This is a genomic window from Pseudomonas sp. MF6394 (genome assembly GCF_002018845.1).
GTDB classification, from domain to species: Bacteria; Pseudomonadota; Gammaproteobacteria; order Pseudomonadales; family Pseudomonadaceae; genus Aquipseudomonas; species Aquipseudomonas lactis.
Genome location: NZ_MVOJ01000043.1, coordinates 1 through 15982, shown reverse-complemented (window position 1 = coordinate 15982; position 15982 = coordinate 1). Strand labels below are relative to the sequence as shown.

Annotated in this window: 15 protein-coding genes and 1 pseudogene; 9 read left to right on the top strand and 7 right to left on the bottom strand. The window is 55.2% G+C overall.

Annotation, left to right across the window (positions count from 1 at the left end; all coding sequences use genetic code 11):
- Window positions 1-15: 15 nt before the first annotated feature.
- Entirely contained in the window at window positions 16-1122 is a 1107-nt protein-coding gene (locus MF6394_RS29850; protein ID WP_231740685.1) for a DUF1329 domain-containing protein, read from the bottom strand.
- On the opposite strand from MF6394_RS29850, the gene MF6394_RS29845 reads away from it, so the two are divergent.
- From MF6394_RS29845 to MF6394_RS29835, 3 genes are all read left to right on the top strand, one after another.
- A complete protein-coding gene (locus tag MF6394_RS29845) occupies window positions 1099-2166 on the top strand; it encodes an LLM class flavin-dependent oxidoreductase (RefSeq protein WP_078468115.1) in 1068 nt (355 codons plus the stop codon). The genes MF6394_RS29850 and MF6394_RS29845 overlap by 24 nt on opposite strands.
- 305 nt (window positions 2167-2471) lie before the next feature.
- Complete coding sequence (locus tag MF6394_RS29840; protein ID WP_054895773.1) at window positions 2472-2786, top strand: EthD family reductase; 315 nt, start codon at window positions 2472-2474, stop codon at window positions 2784-2786.
- A gap of 167 nt (window positions 2787-2953) precedes the next feature.
- Window positions 2954-3667, top strand: a complete 714-nt coding sequence (locus tag MF6394_RS29835; RefSeq protein ID WP_070413569.1) for a histidine phosphatase family protein — start codon at window positions 2954-2956, stop codon at window positions 3665-3667.
- A gap of 113 nt (window positions 3668-3780) precedes the next feature.
- On the opposite strand, the pseudogene MF6394_RS29830 reads toward MF6394_RS29835, so the two are convergent.
- A pseudogene (locus MF6394_RS29830) lies at window positions 3781-4355 on the bottom strand (DNA/RNA non-specific endonuclease); the annotation flags it as partial.
- A 110-nt stretch (window positions 4356-4465) separates the two neighbouring features.
- On the opposite strand from MF6394_RS29830, the gene MF6394_RS29825 reads away from it, so the two are divergent.
- Window positions 4466-5284: a CHAD domain-containing protein gene (locus MF6394_RS29825; protein ID WP_070413570.1), complete on the top strand. Its 819-nt coding sequence runs from the start codon at window positions 4466-4468 to the stop codon at window positions 5282-5284.
- 64 nt (window positions 5285-5348) lie between these two features.
- Here MF6394_RS29825 and MF6394_RS29820 read toward each other — a convergent pair whose 3' ends face one another.
- Together MF6394_RS29820 and MF6394_RS29815 are read right to left on the bottom strand one after the other, a co-directional pair.
- Window positions 5349-5531, bottom strand: a complete 183-nt coding sequence (locus tag MF6394_RS29820) for a hypothetical protein (protein WP_070413571.1) — start codon at window positions 5529-5531, stop codon at window positions 5349-5351.
- 61 nt (window positions 5532-5592) lie between these two features.
- Entirely contained in the window at window positions 5593-5805 is a 213-nt protein-coding gene (locus tag MF6394_RS29815) for a hypothetical protein (RefSeq protein ID WP_070413572.1), read from the bottom strand.
- A gap of 275 nt (window positions 5806-6080) precedes the next feature.
- On the opposite strand from MF6394_RS29815, the gene MF6394_RS29810 reads away from it, so the two are divergent.
- Both MF6394_RS29810 and namA read left to right on the top strand, forming a co-directional pair.
- Window positions 6081-6431, top strand: a complete 351-nt coding sequence (locus MF6394_RS29810) for a winged helix-turn-helix transcriptional regulator (protein ID WP_153332835.1) — start codon at window positions 6081-6083, stop codon at window positions 6429-6431.
- A gap of 168 nt (window positions 6432-6599) precedes the next feature.
- A complete protein-coding gene (gene namA / locus MF6394_RS29805) occupies window positions 6600-7667 on the top strand; it encodes an NADPH dehydrogenase NamA (protein WP_070413574.1) in 1068 nt (355 codons plus the stop codon).
- 181 nt (window positions 7668-7848) lie between these two features.
- Here the strand turns inward: namA and MF6394_RS35280 are convergent, their stop codons facing one another.
- The 3 genes from MF6394_RS35280 to MF6394_RS29790 all read right to left on the bottom strand — a co-directional run bounded on the left by MF6394_RS35280 (window position 7849) and on the right by MF6394_RS29790 (window position 10782).
- Window positions 7849-8139: a LysR substrate-binding domain-containing protein gene (locus MF6394_RS35280; RefSeq protein ID WP_153425704.1), complete on the bottom strand. Its 291-nt coding sequence runs from the start codon at window positions 8137-8139 to the stop codon at window positions 7849-7851.
- Between the two features lie 306 nt (window positions 8140-8445).
- The gene (locus MF6394_RS29795; protein WP_070413575.1) at window positions 8446-9714 is read right to left on the bottom strand and encodes a tyrosine-type recombinase/integrase; all 1269 of its coding nucleotides are present in this window, start codon (window positions 9712-9714) and stop codon (window positions 8446-8448) included.
- 153 nt (window positions 9715-9867) lie between these two features.
- Entirely contained in the window at window positions 9868-10782 is a 915-nt protein-coding gene (locus MF6394_RS29790) for a LysR family transcriptional regulator (RefSeq protein WP_032903409.1), read from the bottom strand.
- A gap of 268 nt (window positions 10783-11050) precedes the next feature.
- Here MF6394_RS29790 and MF6394_RS29785 point away from each other — a divergent pair, with 268 nt between their 5' ends.
- From MF6394_RS29785 to MF6394_RS29775, 3 genes are all read left to right on the top strand, one after another.
- Window positions 11051-12073 (top strand): zinc-dependent alcohol dehydrogenase family protein, encoded by a 1023-nt coding sequence (locus MF6394_RS29785; protein ID WP_078468113.1) that lies wholly within the window; start codon window positions 11051-11053, stop codon window positions 12071-12073.
- Between the two features lie 705 nt (window positions 12074-12778).
- Window positions 12779-14203 (top strand): hypothetical protein, encoded by a 1425-nt coding sequence (locus MF6394_RS29780; protein ID WP_177345161.1) that lies wholly within the window; start codon window positions 12779-12781, stop codon window positions 14201-14203.
- Between the two features lie 36 nt (window positions 14204-14239).
- Window positions 14240-15643, top strand: coding sequence for an aminotransferase-like domain-containing protein (locus MF6394_RS29775; protein ID WP_078468111.1), 1404 nt, complete (start codon window positions 14240-14242; stop codon window positions 15641-15643).
- The last annotated feature ends 339 nt before the right edge of the window (window positions 15644-15982 follow it).

The window sequence follows — 15982 nt, the reverse complement described above, 5'->3', positions numbered from 1 at the left end:
TTATTTCTCGTGATTTTATCGTTCGCTCATAGCACGAAGGTTTTCAGTCGTATAAAATCCCGCTTTCATGTGAGGGTTTCCGGCACCATCAACAATCCACTTAATGTCTTTGCCACTTCCGATCGGTGACCCATCTACCAAGTAGCGGCCTTCAGATAAGTTATATTGAGCAAATGCAAGAGAATCGCATGTTCCGGTTTCATACACGGGGATTACGTATCCTTCGCGTACTTTCGAAATATTGCCCTGAGCGTCGTAATCAACAGCACCAAGGAGCGCCCAACTGTCTTCATCTATGTAAAAGGTCCGCTTCGGAGCAGAATGGCGCATGCCTTGTTTTACCGTCGCCTCGACGACCCATACACGGTGTAATTCATAGCGACGCTGTGCGGCGGCGACAAACTCAGGCTGCAATACGTCTTCATGCTTGGCATTGAAGTCGTACATCCCCAAGGCGTTGTAGGGAACCACCATCTCTTTCTTGCCTACGAGTTTCCAGTCGAAACGGTCCAGTAAACCTGAAAACGTGTACGACTCATCAACGTTGTACTGATTTTCGTAGCCAATCTGCGGAGCGTCGTAAGAGTACGTAGGCATGCGACGGGTGCGCCGTTGTCCTGGGAAATAGTAGAAAACCTCCGCCGGTTTATCAGCGCTGCTCGTGTAGGTTGCAGCCTGGCCCGCCAATGCCACAGGGGAGACGTAACTGAAGTACGTCATCGCCTCTACATTGCCTGCGTCCGCAAACTTTGTTCCGTTCTTTATCGCCCACGGCATATAGGTGTATAGATCGGATGTAAGCTTTATCCAATCCGAGCCACCCTTACGCGGTGAAATGGACGTGGTCAGACGGCTTAGTTCCATCCCTACGCCGCGGTAACGCATTTTTGCATTCCACATCGCCTCGGCCCCTGTTTTAGGCTCGAGAAAGGGGACGCCGGGCGTGTAGGCATCGGCCAGGGCCGTGCCATCGGCACTCATCTTTGCAAACCCGAGGTTCTTCTTAGTGTTCTCTGCTACAAAGTCAGGCACGCCACATGTTCGACGTGATGGATACACGGGCATGCTGTAGCCCTTGATACCCTTGACAAGAGCGGCTTGGCCGGGGTTCAGCAGGCCCACATACTTATCAACATTACTGGCATCGACCGTGTACAGCGGCGCATCAGATTTGATGACATGATCCGCGAGGCGGTACGTGCGGACGAGCTAGGTTTTTATTGCTGGGGCACCTCTGAAGCCCACTTCATTGATGGTCCGACCATCTCAGCCCCCGACGCGCTCTATGGCGCTGTTGCAGCGCTTACCAAAGACATCATTATTCGGTACATGGCTGTAACGATCCCCTTCCACAATCCAATTACAGTAGCAGAGCGCCTGGCCACGCTTGACATATTGTCGAAAGGGCGGGCTGAGCTTTGTACGGCGCGCGGTAACAACAAGCTCGTAATGCAAGCATTTGGTGTCAAGCCGTCCGAGACTAGGGATCGGTGGAAAGAGGCCATAACCATTATTGGCCAGGCTTTGACAAAAGGCGTTGTGTCAAACTCTGATGGTCAGTATTGGCCTTTCGAAGAGGTTAAGGTTAACCCGAGGGCGTTGCAAAAACCTTCTCCCCATCTGTTCTCCGTAAGTTCTGGCCCCGAGTCTCACAAATTGGCAGCTGAGTACGGTGTTGGAATTCTTACCTTTGACAATTTTTTCGGGTGGGACTACGTGGACGAATGCATCGGTGCTTACCGCGATTCAATCGGAAGTGCTAAACCCGTGAATGGCCAAGTAAACAATTCTTATGGCTATTATGTACCAATCGTTCATTGCGCAAAAGATCGGGCGACCGCGATGGCGGAAGTACGGATGAGGGCTTACGGCTATGTCCAGTTCATTCTGGATATCTACTTGCCTCTGGCGAAAGAATCTTCATACGAATACTTTGGTGGTATCCAGAAGATTGAGGAATATAAGCGCAATCTTGAGAAGCTTATAGAACTTAGTCCATCCATTATGGTGGGCACGCCTGATGATATTATTGAATCTCTGAAGGCGCTCGAGAGACGCGGAGTGGATGAGGTCATTTTGACTGTTGATGCGATGACCCACGAACAGCACATGCAGACTCTCAATCTTCTGGGAGAGCACGTTCTTCCTCATTTTCATAAGAATTGAGTAGACCCCATCAGGTAAGAAAGTCTCGCGCCTGTTATTGGGGGACCTGGTTGCCACATCGATTTTCGAGTCAAGCTAAAGAGCTGAAATTTCTGGCTGCGTGCGCGTTTGTGTATAGGGTTCGCAGCGCTGTAAGGCAATGAGGTCGATGTGGAGTAAAGCGGTGATGTTATAAGGCGAAACTGGGCAGTTGACGGTCTTGAACAGTGCACGGGTAAGCTTTTATGCCCGAATACTGACTGTCAATGATCTTAAGGGAGCCGTTGTCATATAAAGATCTACCATTAATAGAGCGAGGATAATCCATGTACCAAATTATAGTGCTTTATGGCGTTCCAACGGATTCAGAAGCGTTCGATCAGTATTACAAAGATGTTCATATTCCACTGGTCCAGAAAATGCCGCATCTGAAAAGCTTCTCTGTTAGTGAGGGCCCTATAACCATCATTGGTGGCGGAGGTCCTTACTATCGTATCGCCTTGCTAGGTTATGAAGATCTCAAGTCGTTAGAAGACTCTCAGTACTCGTCTGAGGGGATGAAGGCATCAATGGACGCTGCCAATTTCGCAACCGGGGGCATGACTGCGTTGGTAATGGAAGTCAAAGATAGCCTTCAGTAACGAGCCAGACCGTGACCGCACTGAGCTTCTCTTCGGTGCGGTCATGTATTGGTGACTTTATTGCTGCTGCAATGTCCGATAGCGGTCAAACGTGGATCATGACCTGATGAGGGTTCAACGCGATCGGCGTTCTTGTCTCTAAGCATAAGCAATCACAGGGTGGCGCTATGAAAATCGACGCACATGCAGCCGAACATACTCCGGTCTACCCGGCGAATCTTCGCAGGAGACGTTGTTATCTAGTCATTAGCGGGCATGTGAAGCGGCTAAGCGATGACGGTATGGCGCTGGATCCTCGGAGTGTCGACCTGTCTGATAAAGGAGTTCGTCAGGTCCGAGAGCTCTCGGTGATGATGCAACATGTGGCTTTCGATCGGGCTGTGTGCTCCGATTATTCTTGTGCTCGACAAACCGCAAATATCTTGCTGGACGAGCAGGAAAGCATGCTTGAGCAAGCTAAAGCGTTTAGCGATATAAAAGCAGGTTGCTTCAGTAAAATCACCCCACAGCACCCTGATGACCGAGTATGCCAGGCCTACGAAACCATAGGCGAAGGTGATGGCACATTTTTGGGGGGAGAGCATTGGGACAGCTTTGAAAATCGGGTGCTTGAGCAATTTTTTCGGCTCATTGGCGAGCCAGCATGGAGATCGCTTCTACTCGTCAGCCACGACGCGGTTGGCCGTGTGTTGCTGGCCTGGGCTATGGGTTCAGATCGTCATATCATGAGTTCTCTGAAGCAGGACTCTGCATGCCTCAATATCATTGACCTCGACGTAGTGGGTACTCAGGTATTGAAGCGACTGGTGCGAGGAATCAACATAACGCCCTACGACCTTTGCAAAGTCGCCGACTCACAGACGGTATTGACGGTTAGCTGACCACACCCGCGTTACTTATTGGCGTCCGGTTCAAACTTGGCCCAAGCACCGTTCTAAGGCAAGTAGCCTGCATCACAGCACAGATAAGCTTTGTCCACCTGCGGCTATGTTGCTCAAAGCCGGATATCCTCTGTTCCTTGGATAAGCGCTTCAATGTGCGTGCCCGTCGCGCGTTCTTCGTTGCTGAACCCGTCATAGTCGGCCAAGTTGGCAAGACGAATACAGGCCATTTGCTCGATTTGCAACACGCTGCGGCGGTAGGTTCTGAGTTGGCCAAACACCGAGTCCAACTGATCGAGGTGACGGCTCTGGTCGATCATATAAGCGCTAGCGGAAGGTTTGCCGTCATCCCCCAAATAGGCCACCACTTTCCAGAATGCTTTGGGGATTTTGACACCACGGTAAACACGGTCATCTTCAGCCAGCACCGGGCTTGTAAACACAGTGGCTCGGGCCTTCCAGCGCCGTGTATTGTCGAGAATGTACTCCTCAAGTTCCAACTAGGTCTTCTGGTTGAACGCGCTCATCTGCGGCGAGCAGTTAGTGAAGTGAAAGGTGTCGAGGTTGGCGATGGTCGCTTCTTCGCCCCTATAGGGTCTTGCCTGCGCACCAAATGGCCACGGTCCAGGCCGTTGCTCGCGTAGAGCTCGTTGCCCACCTGGGCGCTCATAGGCACACGACCATCATAGCATTCAGGCTAGGTCATTGATGGCCTTATCAAATCGCGAGCAGGATCAATATTTGACGACTTGCGCTTCTGCTAAGCTCGTATCCATAACGCTTCAAAGAGATGACTGCATGTCCTTCGTTGACGAGTTCGTTGCTGAGATACTGACCCTTCAGATCGCCCTGTATCACTCCCGTGCACGGTTGGAAGCGAGGACTGACAGCGAGGCTTTGCATGACCTCAGAATATCTGTGAGGCGCATCCGGAGCCTACTCCGACCGATGCGTTCGATTAGCGAAGTCATGGCGCTGAATAATGTTGCGGCGGAAGTCGGAAGGCTAACCACGCCGGCGCGCGATCTTGAGGTGTTGATTGAGGAGCTAGAGGAAAGGGGCTTTCCTGACCTTGCGCAGTTCCGCAAAGCGCACTTGGATTATGACTATTCAAAGATTCTAAAAAGCCCGGCCCTCAAGAATCTGTTCACTCAGTTGGATGAGTGGCCTTCAATCTTTCGCTTGGCTGAGATCAACGGCGGTTTGCAGCACGTCCAGTCTCAAATTGAAAAATCACTGACTAAGCAGATCGACCGATTGCATGCGGCGGTAGATGACGCTGAATCTGATCGGCACGAGTTGAGAATCCTGGTCAAGCGAACTCGCTACCTGACAGAGGCTTTTCCCAAGCTGTCACCGCTTTCGGGTAAGGCGGCAAGCTCTCTCAAGGCCCTTCAATCGGCCCTGGGTGCCTGGCACGACCATTATCAGTGGTGTCAAAAAGCATTGGTCGAATCAGATCTACACCAGCTGGAAGAGGTCTGGCGGCGATGCGCCGCGACGGCGCTCGAGAAAGCTGAGGCTCAGTTAGCTGACCTGGAGAAATTGCTGCCAACGTCCTCAGGCAAAAAAAAGCCGCCTAATGTGGCAGCAGAAAAAACAGCAGGCGTTGAATAGACGCAGTATTACGGCTGGAGGGTTACAAAGCGATGACGTTTTTTGATCTGGCAACGAATTCTCTTCAAGACACTTCAGCCATAGGTCTACTTATGCTGATAGGTAAAGGGTGGGCTGCATTTATGCGACCCTCCAGCCTTTTGACGAAGGCTTCGGCTTCGGCATAACTGTGAAACTTAACGCGCCATGCATTCATCCACACGAGCCAGTCTTCGGGCGTCTCTGTCTCTTCGATTTTGATCAGCATCACGAGAATCCTTTCATGAGGTATCGATTCTCAAGCGATACAGAGAATGAGTAACTAGGTTTCATTTGGCGGTTTCTCTCGGTGGTTCAATGCCCTTTCTGACGGACTCGGCATTCAATTCGAGCGTGGTGATACCACCGAGGGCGGTGCTGGAAACGCCGATGGATCCCCTCTGATCTATCCACATTGCTATCGACTCAATGGCGTCGGCAAGCGCGAGTTCGTTTTCGTGGAGGGTTTCAAGTATGTCCGGTAATTGGGGAGGGGCTGACATGTCGACATTTCCTCGGAGTGAACTGGAAGACTAGCAGCGTCAGGTAGGGTGTGCTGAATCATCAACCTATCCCTTGTAGGTGGTGCAGCCGAGAGTAATCGGCCCAAGACGTGTTGGCCACTTCGGACGTGGTACAGTCACTGGGTCTTGTTAGAAAAACGCCATAAATTTGTAGGTAGTGCCATAAAGCGTACTGCCCTTTGGAGACCGTTGTGACCAAGCTTCGTAATTATGATGGTGCCCCTGGGTGCTCTATAGAGGCCGCACTGCACATCATGGGTGGAAAGTGGAAGGGCGTAATCCTTTATCACCTGCTACTGGATGGCACACACCGTTTCAACCAATTGCAGCGACGTCTCACTGGAGTGCCGCCTAGGTTGCTGATCAAGCAGCTTCGGGATATGGAAGAAGACGGTCTCCTAGTGCGAACTGTCTACCCAGTAGTACCGCCCAAGGTCGAATACGCACTTAGTGATGAGGGCCGAAGCCTTGAGCCTTTTATCCTGGGACTATGTGACTGGGGAGATGCGTGGTTGAAGCGTCGGGGCATGACCACTGCCGCTCAGATGAGGGCGGACGAGCAGCCACCTGGCGGAAAGTCCGACATCGCCCCCATGATTAGCTAGAAGCTTAAGGCCAGTTGCTCGGACTCTTGCAGTACGCTTAAGCGTACTATATGCAAATTTTTGCAGTATTTACGTTTTTATTATCTTCGATAGCCTTGTTCAAAACGCGTAGAGAGCAGAAGCACGTGCCCCGCGCATTCTTGAGCAAACTATTGGAGTATCTGAATTTTGGCCGCAAAACTTTTTGAACCCGTAACCATTGGTGGGTTAACACTTCGCAACCGAATTGCAATGTCTCCAATGTGCATGCACTCGGCAAGCGAAGACGGATGCGTCACTGATTTTCATACCGTGCATTACGGTGCTCGAGCATTGGGCGGCGCAGGGCTCGTTTTTTTGGAAACCACAGCCATCCTTTGCAACGGCGTTATTGGCCCCGGCGATATCGGTATCTGGGACGATGCACAAGTTGGGGGGCTGGCAAGGCTGGTGAAAACCATTCAACGCTTTGACGCCAAGGCAGGCTGTCAGCTGGGCCACGCAGGTCGTCAGTTGGGCGTTCCGGGGCCGTCTATTGCCCCATCGGCTATTCCGTTTACCAAGGATTCGCAAGTACCTCAGGCGCTCGACCTATACGGCATCAAAGGCGTCGTTGAGGCATTCCGCCAAGGCGCACGTCGCGCCCGCGAAGCTGATTTCGATGTTGTAGAAGTACATACCGCACATGGCTACCTCCTGAACGAGTTTCTCTCTCCGCTGGCTAACCATCGCACCGACGAATATGGCGGCAGTCACGAGAATCGTTATCGTATCGTCCGAGAAGTAATTGACGCTGTTCGGTCCGAATGGAAAGGCCCGTTGTTTGTCCGTATTTCTTCGACCGATTACACCGAAGGCGGCAATACTCCTGAAGATTTCCTGATCTACGGCAAGTGGATGAAAGAGCAGGGAGTTGACCTCATCGACTGTTCATCGGGTGGCATTGCAATGGTCAAAGTGAACGCTTTTCCTGCCTACCAGGTTCCTGCGGCTGAATTGCTGCGTCGTGAACTGGGCATCATGACGGGGGCGGTGGGCCTGATCGAAAGTGGTCGTCAGGCGGAAGAGATCGTCCAGAACGGTAGGGCAGACATAGTGCTGGTTGGCCGAGATATGTTGCGAGATCCCTTCTGGGCTCGCACTGCCGCCGATGAGTTGCGCACAGCTATCCCTGTGCCTCCGCAATACACCCGCTACGGTTCGGTGTGGCAGCGCAGTCAGCCGCCGTTGCCAGCAGCTCCTTTGACCGAAAACTGATGCGCCTAAAAACATAAAGGCTTGTTAAATTTACCCCTGATGCGCCACGCAGCGTCAGGGGTTTTACGATCCGTTTCTGCTCAGGCGAGGCGGTCAATCTTAGTCTGTTCAGTTTTACTGGGTATAGCGCCATCTTCGAGATCGGGCTCCAGGGATATTCAGTGTTTGAGGCTGTCAGCAATTACAGGCGTACGGATTTTGACGTGTGGGTAAGAAAGTCCATCACAGCTCTGATAGGAACCGAGCGTTTCAAATCGTGGTGAACCACTAGCCAGACGTTTCTTGAAAAGGGTGCGCCGTCATATTCGATGCGTTTCAGTCCTGGTTGTGCATCGCCGAGAAATCTTGGTGATCCAGCAATCCCAGCTCCAGAGCATGCAACCACCAATTGACTACTAACATCGCTTAGCTCACATCCAATTCGACGCTCGCCAGCAATGTTCAGAAGCCACTGTTGTTGCGGCAGATCCACAAATTGTGCGTCGTAAACGATGAATGCCCACCTGTCTGGACTATCAAAGAATGTTTAGTTGGGACTGGCATGCAAGGCATACGGAATATGGCCAATTTTGCGCACAACATCATTGGGTTCTTCGGGACGGGTCAGGCGTAATGCCACCTAGCTTCGCGTCGGCTCAACGATACCTGTTGAGGCTGTGCAGACATCTAAAGTGTGATTTCTGGATATTTGGCCCGGAATTCAGGCAAGCGATGGGCGAGCAAATGGGCTATCAATATCGTTTCCAGCTCAAATCTTCTGATTGTTTTCGCTGTGTCGTCAGTCTTTCCTCACTTGAGCTGCGTTGTGCCGCAGTTGGTCTAGGTAGTCAGCCCATTGTTGAGCCGCCTCCCGGCGCTGTACCAGCAGTTGCGCGCGCGCATACACAGCTCCCAACGCGCCTGGCATACGGTGGGATAACGACAGTTCGAGCACGATGGGGTCTATACCCAAGTGCTCGTGGGCAATGGTCCGGTAGGTAGCGCGAAAGCCGTGGGCAGTGATGTCGTACTCAGGCCAGATACGCTGGAAGGACTTGAGCATGGAGGTAGGATTAATGGGGCGGCCTGGATAGACCGGCGAGACGAACACCCAGCCTTTGCCGTCTTCATCCACCACGCGGGTTTTATGTAGCTCTCGTAACAGGACCAACGCTTGCTCAGGCAGCGGCACGATGTGTTTGCTCTTGTCCAGGTGCTTGGTCTTGCTCACCACATAACGCCAATCGGCGCCCACCAAGTCGACATCTTCCCAGCGCATCTGCACCAGTTCGCCTGGGCGAACCGGCAACATGACCAGCAGCCGCATTGCTGCGGCTACGCTGCCGTCGTTGCAGTCATCAAGCCGTAGAAGAAACCTGCCTAGGTCGGACGGCCTTTCGATCGCCGGGTTGCTGGTCACGATGTGGCGAATCTTCAACTCCTCAATGTTGCTGAGCGCCACGTTGCGCTCCACCCAGCCGCGACCTTCGGCAAATCCCAGAACGGCACGTATGATGGTGCGCACGCGCCGGGCCATGGCCATGGTCCGCTGGCGGCGCAACTCAGTGATGATCGTAGTGATGTGCTCCAACTTGATCTCGCTGATCGGTTTTTTGCCAATGGCAGGCAAGATGTGGTTGTTCAGCGCTCCGGTAAAGCCCGAGATGGATTTGGTCACCAGTTCGGCAGACTTGAATGCCAACCATTGCTCGGCCACGTAAGCGAAGGTGCGCTCTTCATTGAGCAACTGTGCCTCGATCTTGGCGGTCTTGGCCTTGAGCGGAGCGGTGTGGTTAGCCACGTCGCGGCGTGCGCCGCGGGCAATGTCGCGCGCCTCCTTGAGGCTAATGTCGGGGTAAGCGCCGATGGAGAAGCGGTTTTCCTTCCCATGCAGCCGATACTTCAATCGCCAAACCTTGGAAGGAGATTTGCCGACCTTACTCGACGCCCTCACCTCCAAGTAGAGGCCAGGAACTTCGCCATCGGCGTGTTTGCCAGGTTCGGTCAGTGACCGGATCAAGGCATCGCTGAGTTTTCGTTTGAAAACAACCGCATTATCTGGGGGCATCGGTGGGGGCATCCTTTTTAAGGAACCGAAATTTGCCCCCAATTATGCCCCCATGAGTCGTGGAATCCATTGGATTTAGACAGGCGGCTATGGACTTAAATAACCAATAAATTGTTGTTATTAAAAGGTTTTATGGAATTTAGTGGAATTCCGTTACAGGCTATCGGGGTCCCCGAAAAACATCTGAATCCTCGACCTCAACCACCGCTCCCCCGGATCATTATCCTGCGACCCCCGCCACGCCATATGCAGCTCAAACGAGCGCACCGGCAACGGCGGGTCTTCGGCCCGCAACCCACCCGCCGAGGTCAGCGCTTCCGCCGCATAATCCGGCACCGTGGCCAGAATGTCCGTACCCGCCAGCAAGGTACCCAGGCCGTTGAACTGCGGCACCGCGAGTACAACGTGACGCTTGCGGCCGAGTTTTTCCAGCTCTTCATCGATAAACCCGCTCAAGTCGCCGGCAAAGGAGACAAGGGCGTGGGGCCGTGAGCAGAAGTCATCCAGGCTCAGCGAGCCCGGCACGCTGTCGGCGCGCAGCAGTTTGGGCAGGCTGCGCCGCAACACTTTGCGCTTGGCGTTGGCGGGCAGGTCGGCGGTGTAGCTGACGCCGATGGAGATTTCGCCGGAGGCGAGCAGGCTGGGCATCAGGATGTAGTTGACGCGGCGTACCACCAGCACGATGCCGGGGGCTTCGGAGCGCAGGCGTTTGAGCAGTTGCGGGAGCAGGGCGAATTCCACGTCGTCGGACAGGCCAATGCGAAACACGGCGGTGCTGGTGGCCGGGTCGAATTCGGCGGCGCGGCTGACGGCGGTGGAGATCGAGTCCAGGGCCGGGGAGAGCAGGGCGAAGATTTCCACGGCGCGGGCCGAGGGTTCCATGCTGCGCCCGGTGCGCACGAACAGAGGGTCATCGAACAGCCCGCGCAGGCGTGACAGTGCCGCACTGATGGCCGGCTGGCCGAGGAACAATTTCTCGGCGGCGCGGGTCACACTGCGCTCATGCATCAAGGTTTCGAATACGATCAAGAGGTTAAGGTCGACACGACGCAGGTCGTTACGGTTCATCTTGTGTCCTGGAAGAGTCAGCAAACTTGATGTGAGCGGTCATGTAGCCCCCCCTGAGGTTCGATTCAGAAGGATGACCGGCATGAATCTTACGGGGAAAGGCTGGTACTCTGCACCGGCTAATTGATTTTTCCTACGATAGTTGAGGGGTGTTCCTCCTTCGCGGAATCAATGACAGGCATGTCGACTATTAATGGTGACCGGTGGTCTTACCCCCAAAGCCCAGATAAAGTTCATGGCATTAGAGGTTACTTTGACGAGGTTTGCGATGTCCCGCACGATTCGTTTTCACAAGTTTGGTCCGGCTGAGGTGCTCAAATGCGAGGAGCATCCAGCCGCGCAGCCCGCACCGGGCGAAGTGCAGGTGCGTGTCGATGCGATCGGTATCAGTTGGTATGACATTCTGTGGCGCCAGAACCTGGCGTCTTCCCACGCACGTCTGCCTTCTGGCCTGGGCCATGAAATGGCCGGTGTCGTAGTCGCCCTCGGCGACGGCGTGGATGACTTGGCAGTAGGCGATAAGGTGGCCAGTTTTCCGGCCGAGAGCCCCAATGATTACCCGGTGTATGGCGAGCAGATCGTCTTGCCCCGTTCGGCCCTGACCCGCTACCCGGATGTCTTGAGCCCGATTGAAGCCAGCGTGCATTACACGCCGCTGCTGATTGCGTACTTTGCCTACATGGACCTGGCGCGGGTCAAACCCGGCCAGTTTGCCCTGGTGACCGACGCCAGCCACTGTGCCGGCCCTTCGTTTGTGCAGCTGGGCAAGGCCCTGGGTGTGCGGGTGATTGCCGCCACCAAAGACAGTGCTGAGCGCGAATACCTGCTGTCCCTCGGGGCGGAAAAGGTCATCGTGACTGAAGAACAAGACCTGCTGATGCAGATCAACAAGTTCACCGACAACCGTGGCGTCGACGTGGTGTTCGATGGCCTGGGTGGCCCGCAGATGTCGCTGCTCGGTGACGTCCTGGCGCCGCGTGGCAGCCTGGTGCTGTATGGCCTGCAAGGTGGCAATCAGACGCCATTCCCGGCCTGTGCGGCGTTCCAGAAGAACATTCAGTTCTTTGTGCACTGTATCGGCAACTTCACCGGCAAGCCGGAGCTGGGCATTATCCAGGACCAAGTGGCGTTGCAGCGTGCGTTGCGCGATATCAACCAGCTGACGGCCGACCGTGTGCTTGTCCCACTGAAAACCACGGTATTTCCGTTCAGTCAGTTCGTCGAAGCGCACCGATACATGGATGAATGCCCGTGTCGCGAACGGGTGGCGTTGCAGGTTGAAGCTGTTTGAGCTGTAGGAGTATTCGCAAATGAATACTCCGGCGCCTGAGCTGATGAGGCAAATGCGCCATTTGACAGGGCTTAACCCGCACCGGGGTTGAGCCGCCGCAGGGGCGCTGCGCCCCGCAAACAATACCGTTATTGCCGTGCGCCGCCCTGAAATCCAGTGCGGCGCTCTTGTGTGGGCGTCATTTAAGTTGGGCTGGCAGGTCATCTGAGCTGCTTTTTGACGCTGTTCTGTATCTGTTAATCATTATTTGAGTGCCGATAATTGAGTCTTCATTGTCATCTCAAGGATTGAGCCATGATTGATTACACGGCAGTTGCGTCACGCACCTTCAGCACTAACGAGGCTCGGATTGTTTCTCCCGCAAAGTGCAAAACGAATACCCTGTTGCCTTGCGCGCAGCGAAGGTGCGCAGGTGATTAATATTCGTCGGACGCTTCTCTAATTTCTTAGTTAAAACAGTGTAGGACGTTGTCGGAATATTCCTAAGGCTAACAGCTATTTCGCTGGAGCCCGCGCAGGCGCTGGATTCTCCGGCGGGGCGGCCATGGGCGCCCTCAATGCTCTCACCTGCGCTTTTGTTGCAAGGTGCTAATGTTGACTCAAACTTGTGCTGCGCAATGGAAGACAAGCCTACAGATGTAATAGGTCGAGCAACGCTGTTTGGTAGTTGCTTGAAACTGATATTTCAACTCAGGTAGTAGAACGATGAGCACTATTCATGAACAAGCCATGAGCTATGTTTACCAGCAAGTTCTGCAACGTTTAATCGGGCACTTTACGCGCGCCGAACGAACGTCACTTCAATTGCTCGTTCAGCGAATCGTGGTGGCCGCAGGCGGCATGGAACAAGTGGGCAATTACAAAGTACTGATCGCCCATGGTGGCGGCGAAGTGAGCAGCTACACCCTCGCGTTGCTGCGTGCGGCGCAACTGACCATTGCTGGCCGCTCGCCCAAGACGTTTCAGATACGGGTGGCAACATTGCGGCATGCCGGTATGACTCAGGCAACGCTCGACTCCTTGAATCAAGGCTACGCAGCGCTGTTCTTCCATGACGACCCACGGGTAGAGCTGTTGATGGTGGAAAACCATGAGGTGCTGCCGTTCAACCATCAGCGCCCGGCGTCCAGTGCCGCTCGGGAAATCAGCCAGCGTAACAAGCTGATGATCGGGCACCTGACGTCCGGCGATATCCGTGCCGCCCTGTGCGACGACACGCTCCTGGCCTTGGGCGATTTCTATCAGCGGGTCGCTACCTGGAACGGCGGCGTGCATGCCCTGGTCAGCGGTGATTCAGCACGCAAGCAAAGCCAATACATCGCGTGGCTGAAAAAAAGCGCGCTGGCGACCGGCCTTACCTTTGCGCCCGCCAAGCCATCGTCGCTCAATGCATGGTTTGCACGCATGGAGGAGTGGAGTGTGGGTTGCTATCGCGACCTCTATGGCGAGCACTATGCGGGCAACGAAAGTCCGGGCCGGGGCGGGCATCGTCATTTGGCCTATATCGGCATCGCCGACTTGCTCAAAGACGCCGACGTCGGCCATGCGCCACTGCTCACCGGGTTTCTCGTCCACAAGCGGGACCCGTTCGAGTTCCATTTCAGCCATCCTGCCTATCCCAACCCATTGCTCATGGCGCATTTGCACGGCGTGCAGGCCCAGTGCCTGCGTGAGCTTTCCTACGAACATGGCGTCGCGGGGTTTGTTCGTCGTGCGGCAGACTTCCTGCATCGCCGGCACGTGCCGGTCGCGCTGATCAAAGAAGCGGCCGGGCGGGAAGGGCAGTTGCTGTCCTCCGCCTACATCCAGGAGTTCTCGGGTCTGGACGACAGCCAATTGACCTGCCTGTTATTTGCACCTTTTGTTCAGCATGGCGAGCGGTTGGAGAGTTTCTTGCGTCAATGCCATCCCGGCATGCTGGTGGCGCTCCCCGAACTCCACAAGGCACTACAGGGCAAGCCCGCAGCGGACATCCTGCACCAGTGGCTGGTGGATACCAGTGGGTTGCCGCTGCCGCTGTTGCAGCACCTGTACCGTAAGCGCCCGCTGTTGGAAGGACGCGGCACGCGGGCGCGCAAACGAGCTTTCGCGCGGCCCGAGGCGCGCGTCGCCCAAGTGTCGGGGCGTTAGCAACGTGTGTCCGCCAATCAACGCCGGTGAGCAACGATGAACCTTCGCGGGGAGCGGCAAGTAGACTTTGCCTATCAGGCGGTGTACCGCTACATGATCAACCTGATCAACGAAGTCAGCCGGGAAACGCCGGTGAAACTGCCGTCCCTGCGGCAGTTATCGACGCGCATGAATGTGTCGATCTCGACGATTCAGTACGCCTATTCGTTGCTGGAAAAGGAAGGCCGAGTGTACTCGGTGGCCAAATCCGGCTACTTCGCCTGGCCCGTGGCTGCAAACGCGCCCCTTATGGCCGGTACTGATCTGCTCGAGCGTTTGTACACGGCTGCACGGCGCCCGGCGATGGTGGTACTCAGTGGTGATGAACCGGCGCTGTTGGGGTCGCTCGATGGCGCACTGCTGGCGCTGGAGCGCCAACTGGTACGCCGGTATCCCCATCACCTGCAACCCTCGCAACCCTGCGGTGTGTGGGAGTTGCGCGCCGCCTTGGCCGCCCGTTATACCTCGTCGCCCACCCGTTGCTGGCAAGCGGATGAGGTGTATGTGGGGGCCGACCTTCAAGGCGTACTGGACATCCTCATTGATGCACTGGGCCTCAAAGGCACCGTGGTGGTGGTTGAATCGCCCTGCGATTACCTGGTGTTGCGCCTGCTACAGGCCGCTGGCGTGCGGGTTATTGAATGGCCCTGGCGTGCCGACGGCCGACCGGACCTGGCCGCATTGGAGCACTTGCTGCGCCATGAGCCGGTGCACCTTGTGCTGCTCTCATCCGTGGTCAGCATGCCCTCGGGTAACACCATGACCGAACCCGAGCGGCTGCACGTAGCGCGACTGCTCGACCAGCACGGCTGCTGGTTACTGGAGAACGATACCTTCGGTGACCTGAGCTTTGCGCCGCCCGGGCCGGCCTTGCGCAGCCTGGTCAACCCAGAGCGGCTGATCGTGTTTTCTTCGTTCGAAAAGGTGTTGGGCCCGGAAGCCCCCTTTGGTTACCTGTTGGCGCGGCAGATGAGCAGTGAATTGCAGCGCCAATTCTTGCTGCGTTCATTTCGACTGTCCGCTATCCGACAACGCGCCATTGCCCGGCTTTATGAGAGTGGGCGGTTTGACCAGCACCTGCAGACGCTGCGTCAGCGCCTTCACGAGCAGGCCCATGCCATGAGTCACCGCTTGGATGTGCGTCTGCAAGGGCGTGTGCATTACCGCATGCCCGTGGCCGGGGCGAGTTTCTGGTTGCAGTCGACGGCCCCGGTGGACATGCGCCTGGTGTTTCAACGCATGCTTGCCCAACAGGTGGTGATTGCCCCGGGCGAGCTGTTCAGCCTCAGTGGTTTGCATCACCAACATATGCGCTTGAGCCATACCTTTAGTGGCCATCCCAACCTCGACATCGCCCTGGATACGCTGGCGCAGTCACTACGGCAGGCGCAGACTGAGTAGGAGCGAGCTTGCTCGCGAAAAACGTCAACGATAATGCGCGCTGCCTGAATAAACGCGGCGCCGGTGAGTTTTTCGCGAGCAAGCTCGCTCCTACAACTATCCAATGTAGGAGCTGGCCTGCGATAGGCATAGGTATCTACACAACTTTGTGGGCTGTAGCAGCAAACCGTAACCACGATGCGAAGCGAGCCGCTCTTGATCTTGATCTGCTTTTGATCTTAGGCGCCCCGTTAAACCACGCTGGCCGGAATTCGACAGGGATTTGGGGGGTAAACCGGCAGGGATGCCGGTTTAGCCGCCCCGCGCCATGGATGGCGCGTGGCGGCGGCCCCCCAAATC

Coding starts and splice junctions, on each gene's coding strand:
- MF6394_RS29775 (WP_078468111.1), top strand. CDS start 14,240: ATGAACCTTCGCGGGGAGCGGCAAGTAGACTTTGCCTATCAGGCGGTG.
- MF6394_RS29825 (WP_070413570.1), top strand. CDS start 4,466: ATGTCCTTCGTTGACGAGTTCGTTGCTGAGATACTGACCCTTCAGATC.
- MF6394_RS29810 (WP_153332835.1), top strand. CDS start 6,081: ATGGGTGGAAAGTGGAAGGGCGTAATCCTTTATCACCTGCTACTGGAT.
- MF6394_RS29780 (WP_177345161.1), top strand. CDS start 12,779: ATGAGCACTATTCATGAACAAGCCATGAGCTATGTTTACCAGCAAGTT.
- MF6394_RS29835 (WP_070413569.1), top strand. CDS start 2,954: ATGAAAATCGACGCACATGCAGCCGAACATACTCCGGTCTACCCGGCG.
- MF6394_RS29820 (WP_070413571.1), bottom strand. CDS start 5,531: ATGCTGATCAAAATCGAAGAGACAGAGACGCCCGAAGACTGGCTCGTG.
- MF6394_RS29785 (WP_078468113.1), top strand. CDS start 11,051: ATGTCCCGCACGATTCGTTTTCACAAGTTTGGTCCGGCTGAGGTGCTC.
- MF6394_RS29790 (WP_032903409.1), bottom strand. CDS start 10,782: ATGAACCGTAACGACCTGCGTCGTGTCGACCTTAACCTCTTGATCGTA.
- MF6394_RS29840 (WP_054895773.1), top strand. CDS start 2,472: ATGTACCAAATTATAGTGCTTTATGGCGTTCCAACGGATTCAGAAGCG.
- MF6394_RS29795 (WP_070413575.1), bottom strand. CDS start 9,714: ATGCCCCCAGATAATGCGGTTGTTTTCAAACGAAAACTCAGCGATGCC.
- MF6394_RS29815 (WP_070413572.1), bottom strand. CDS start 5,805: ATGTCAGCCCCTCCCCAATTACCGGACATACTTGAAACCCTCCACGAA.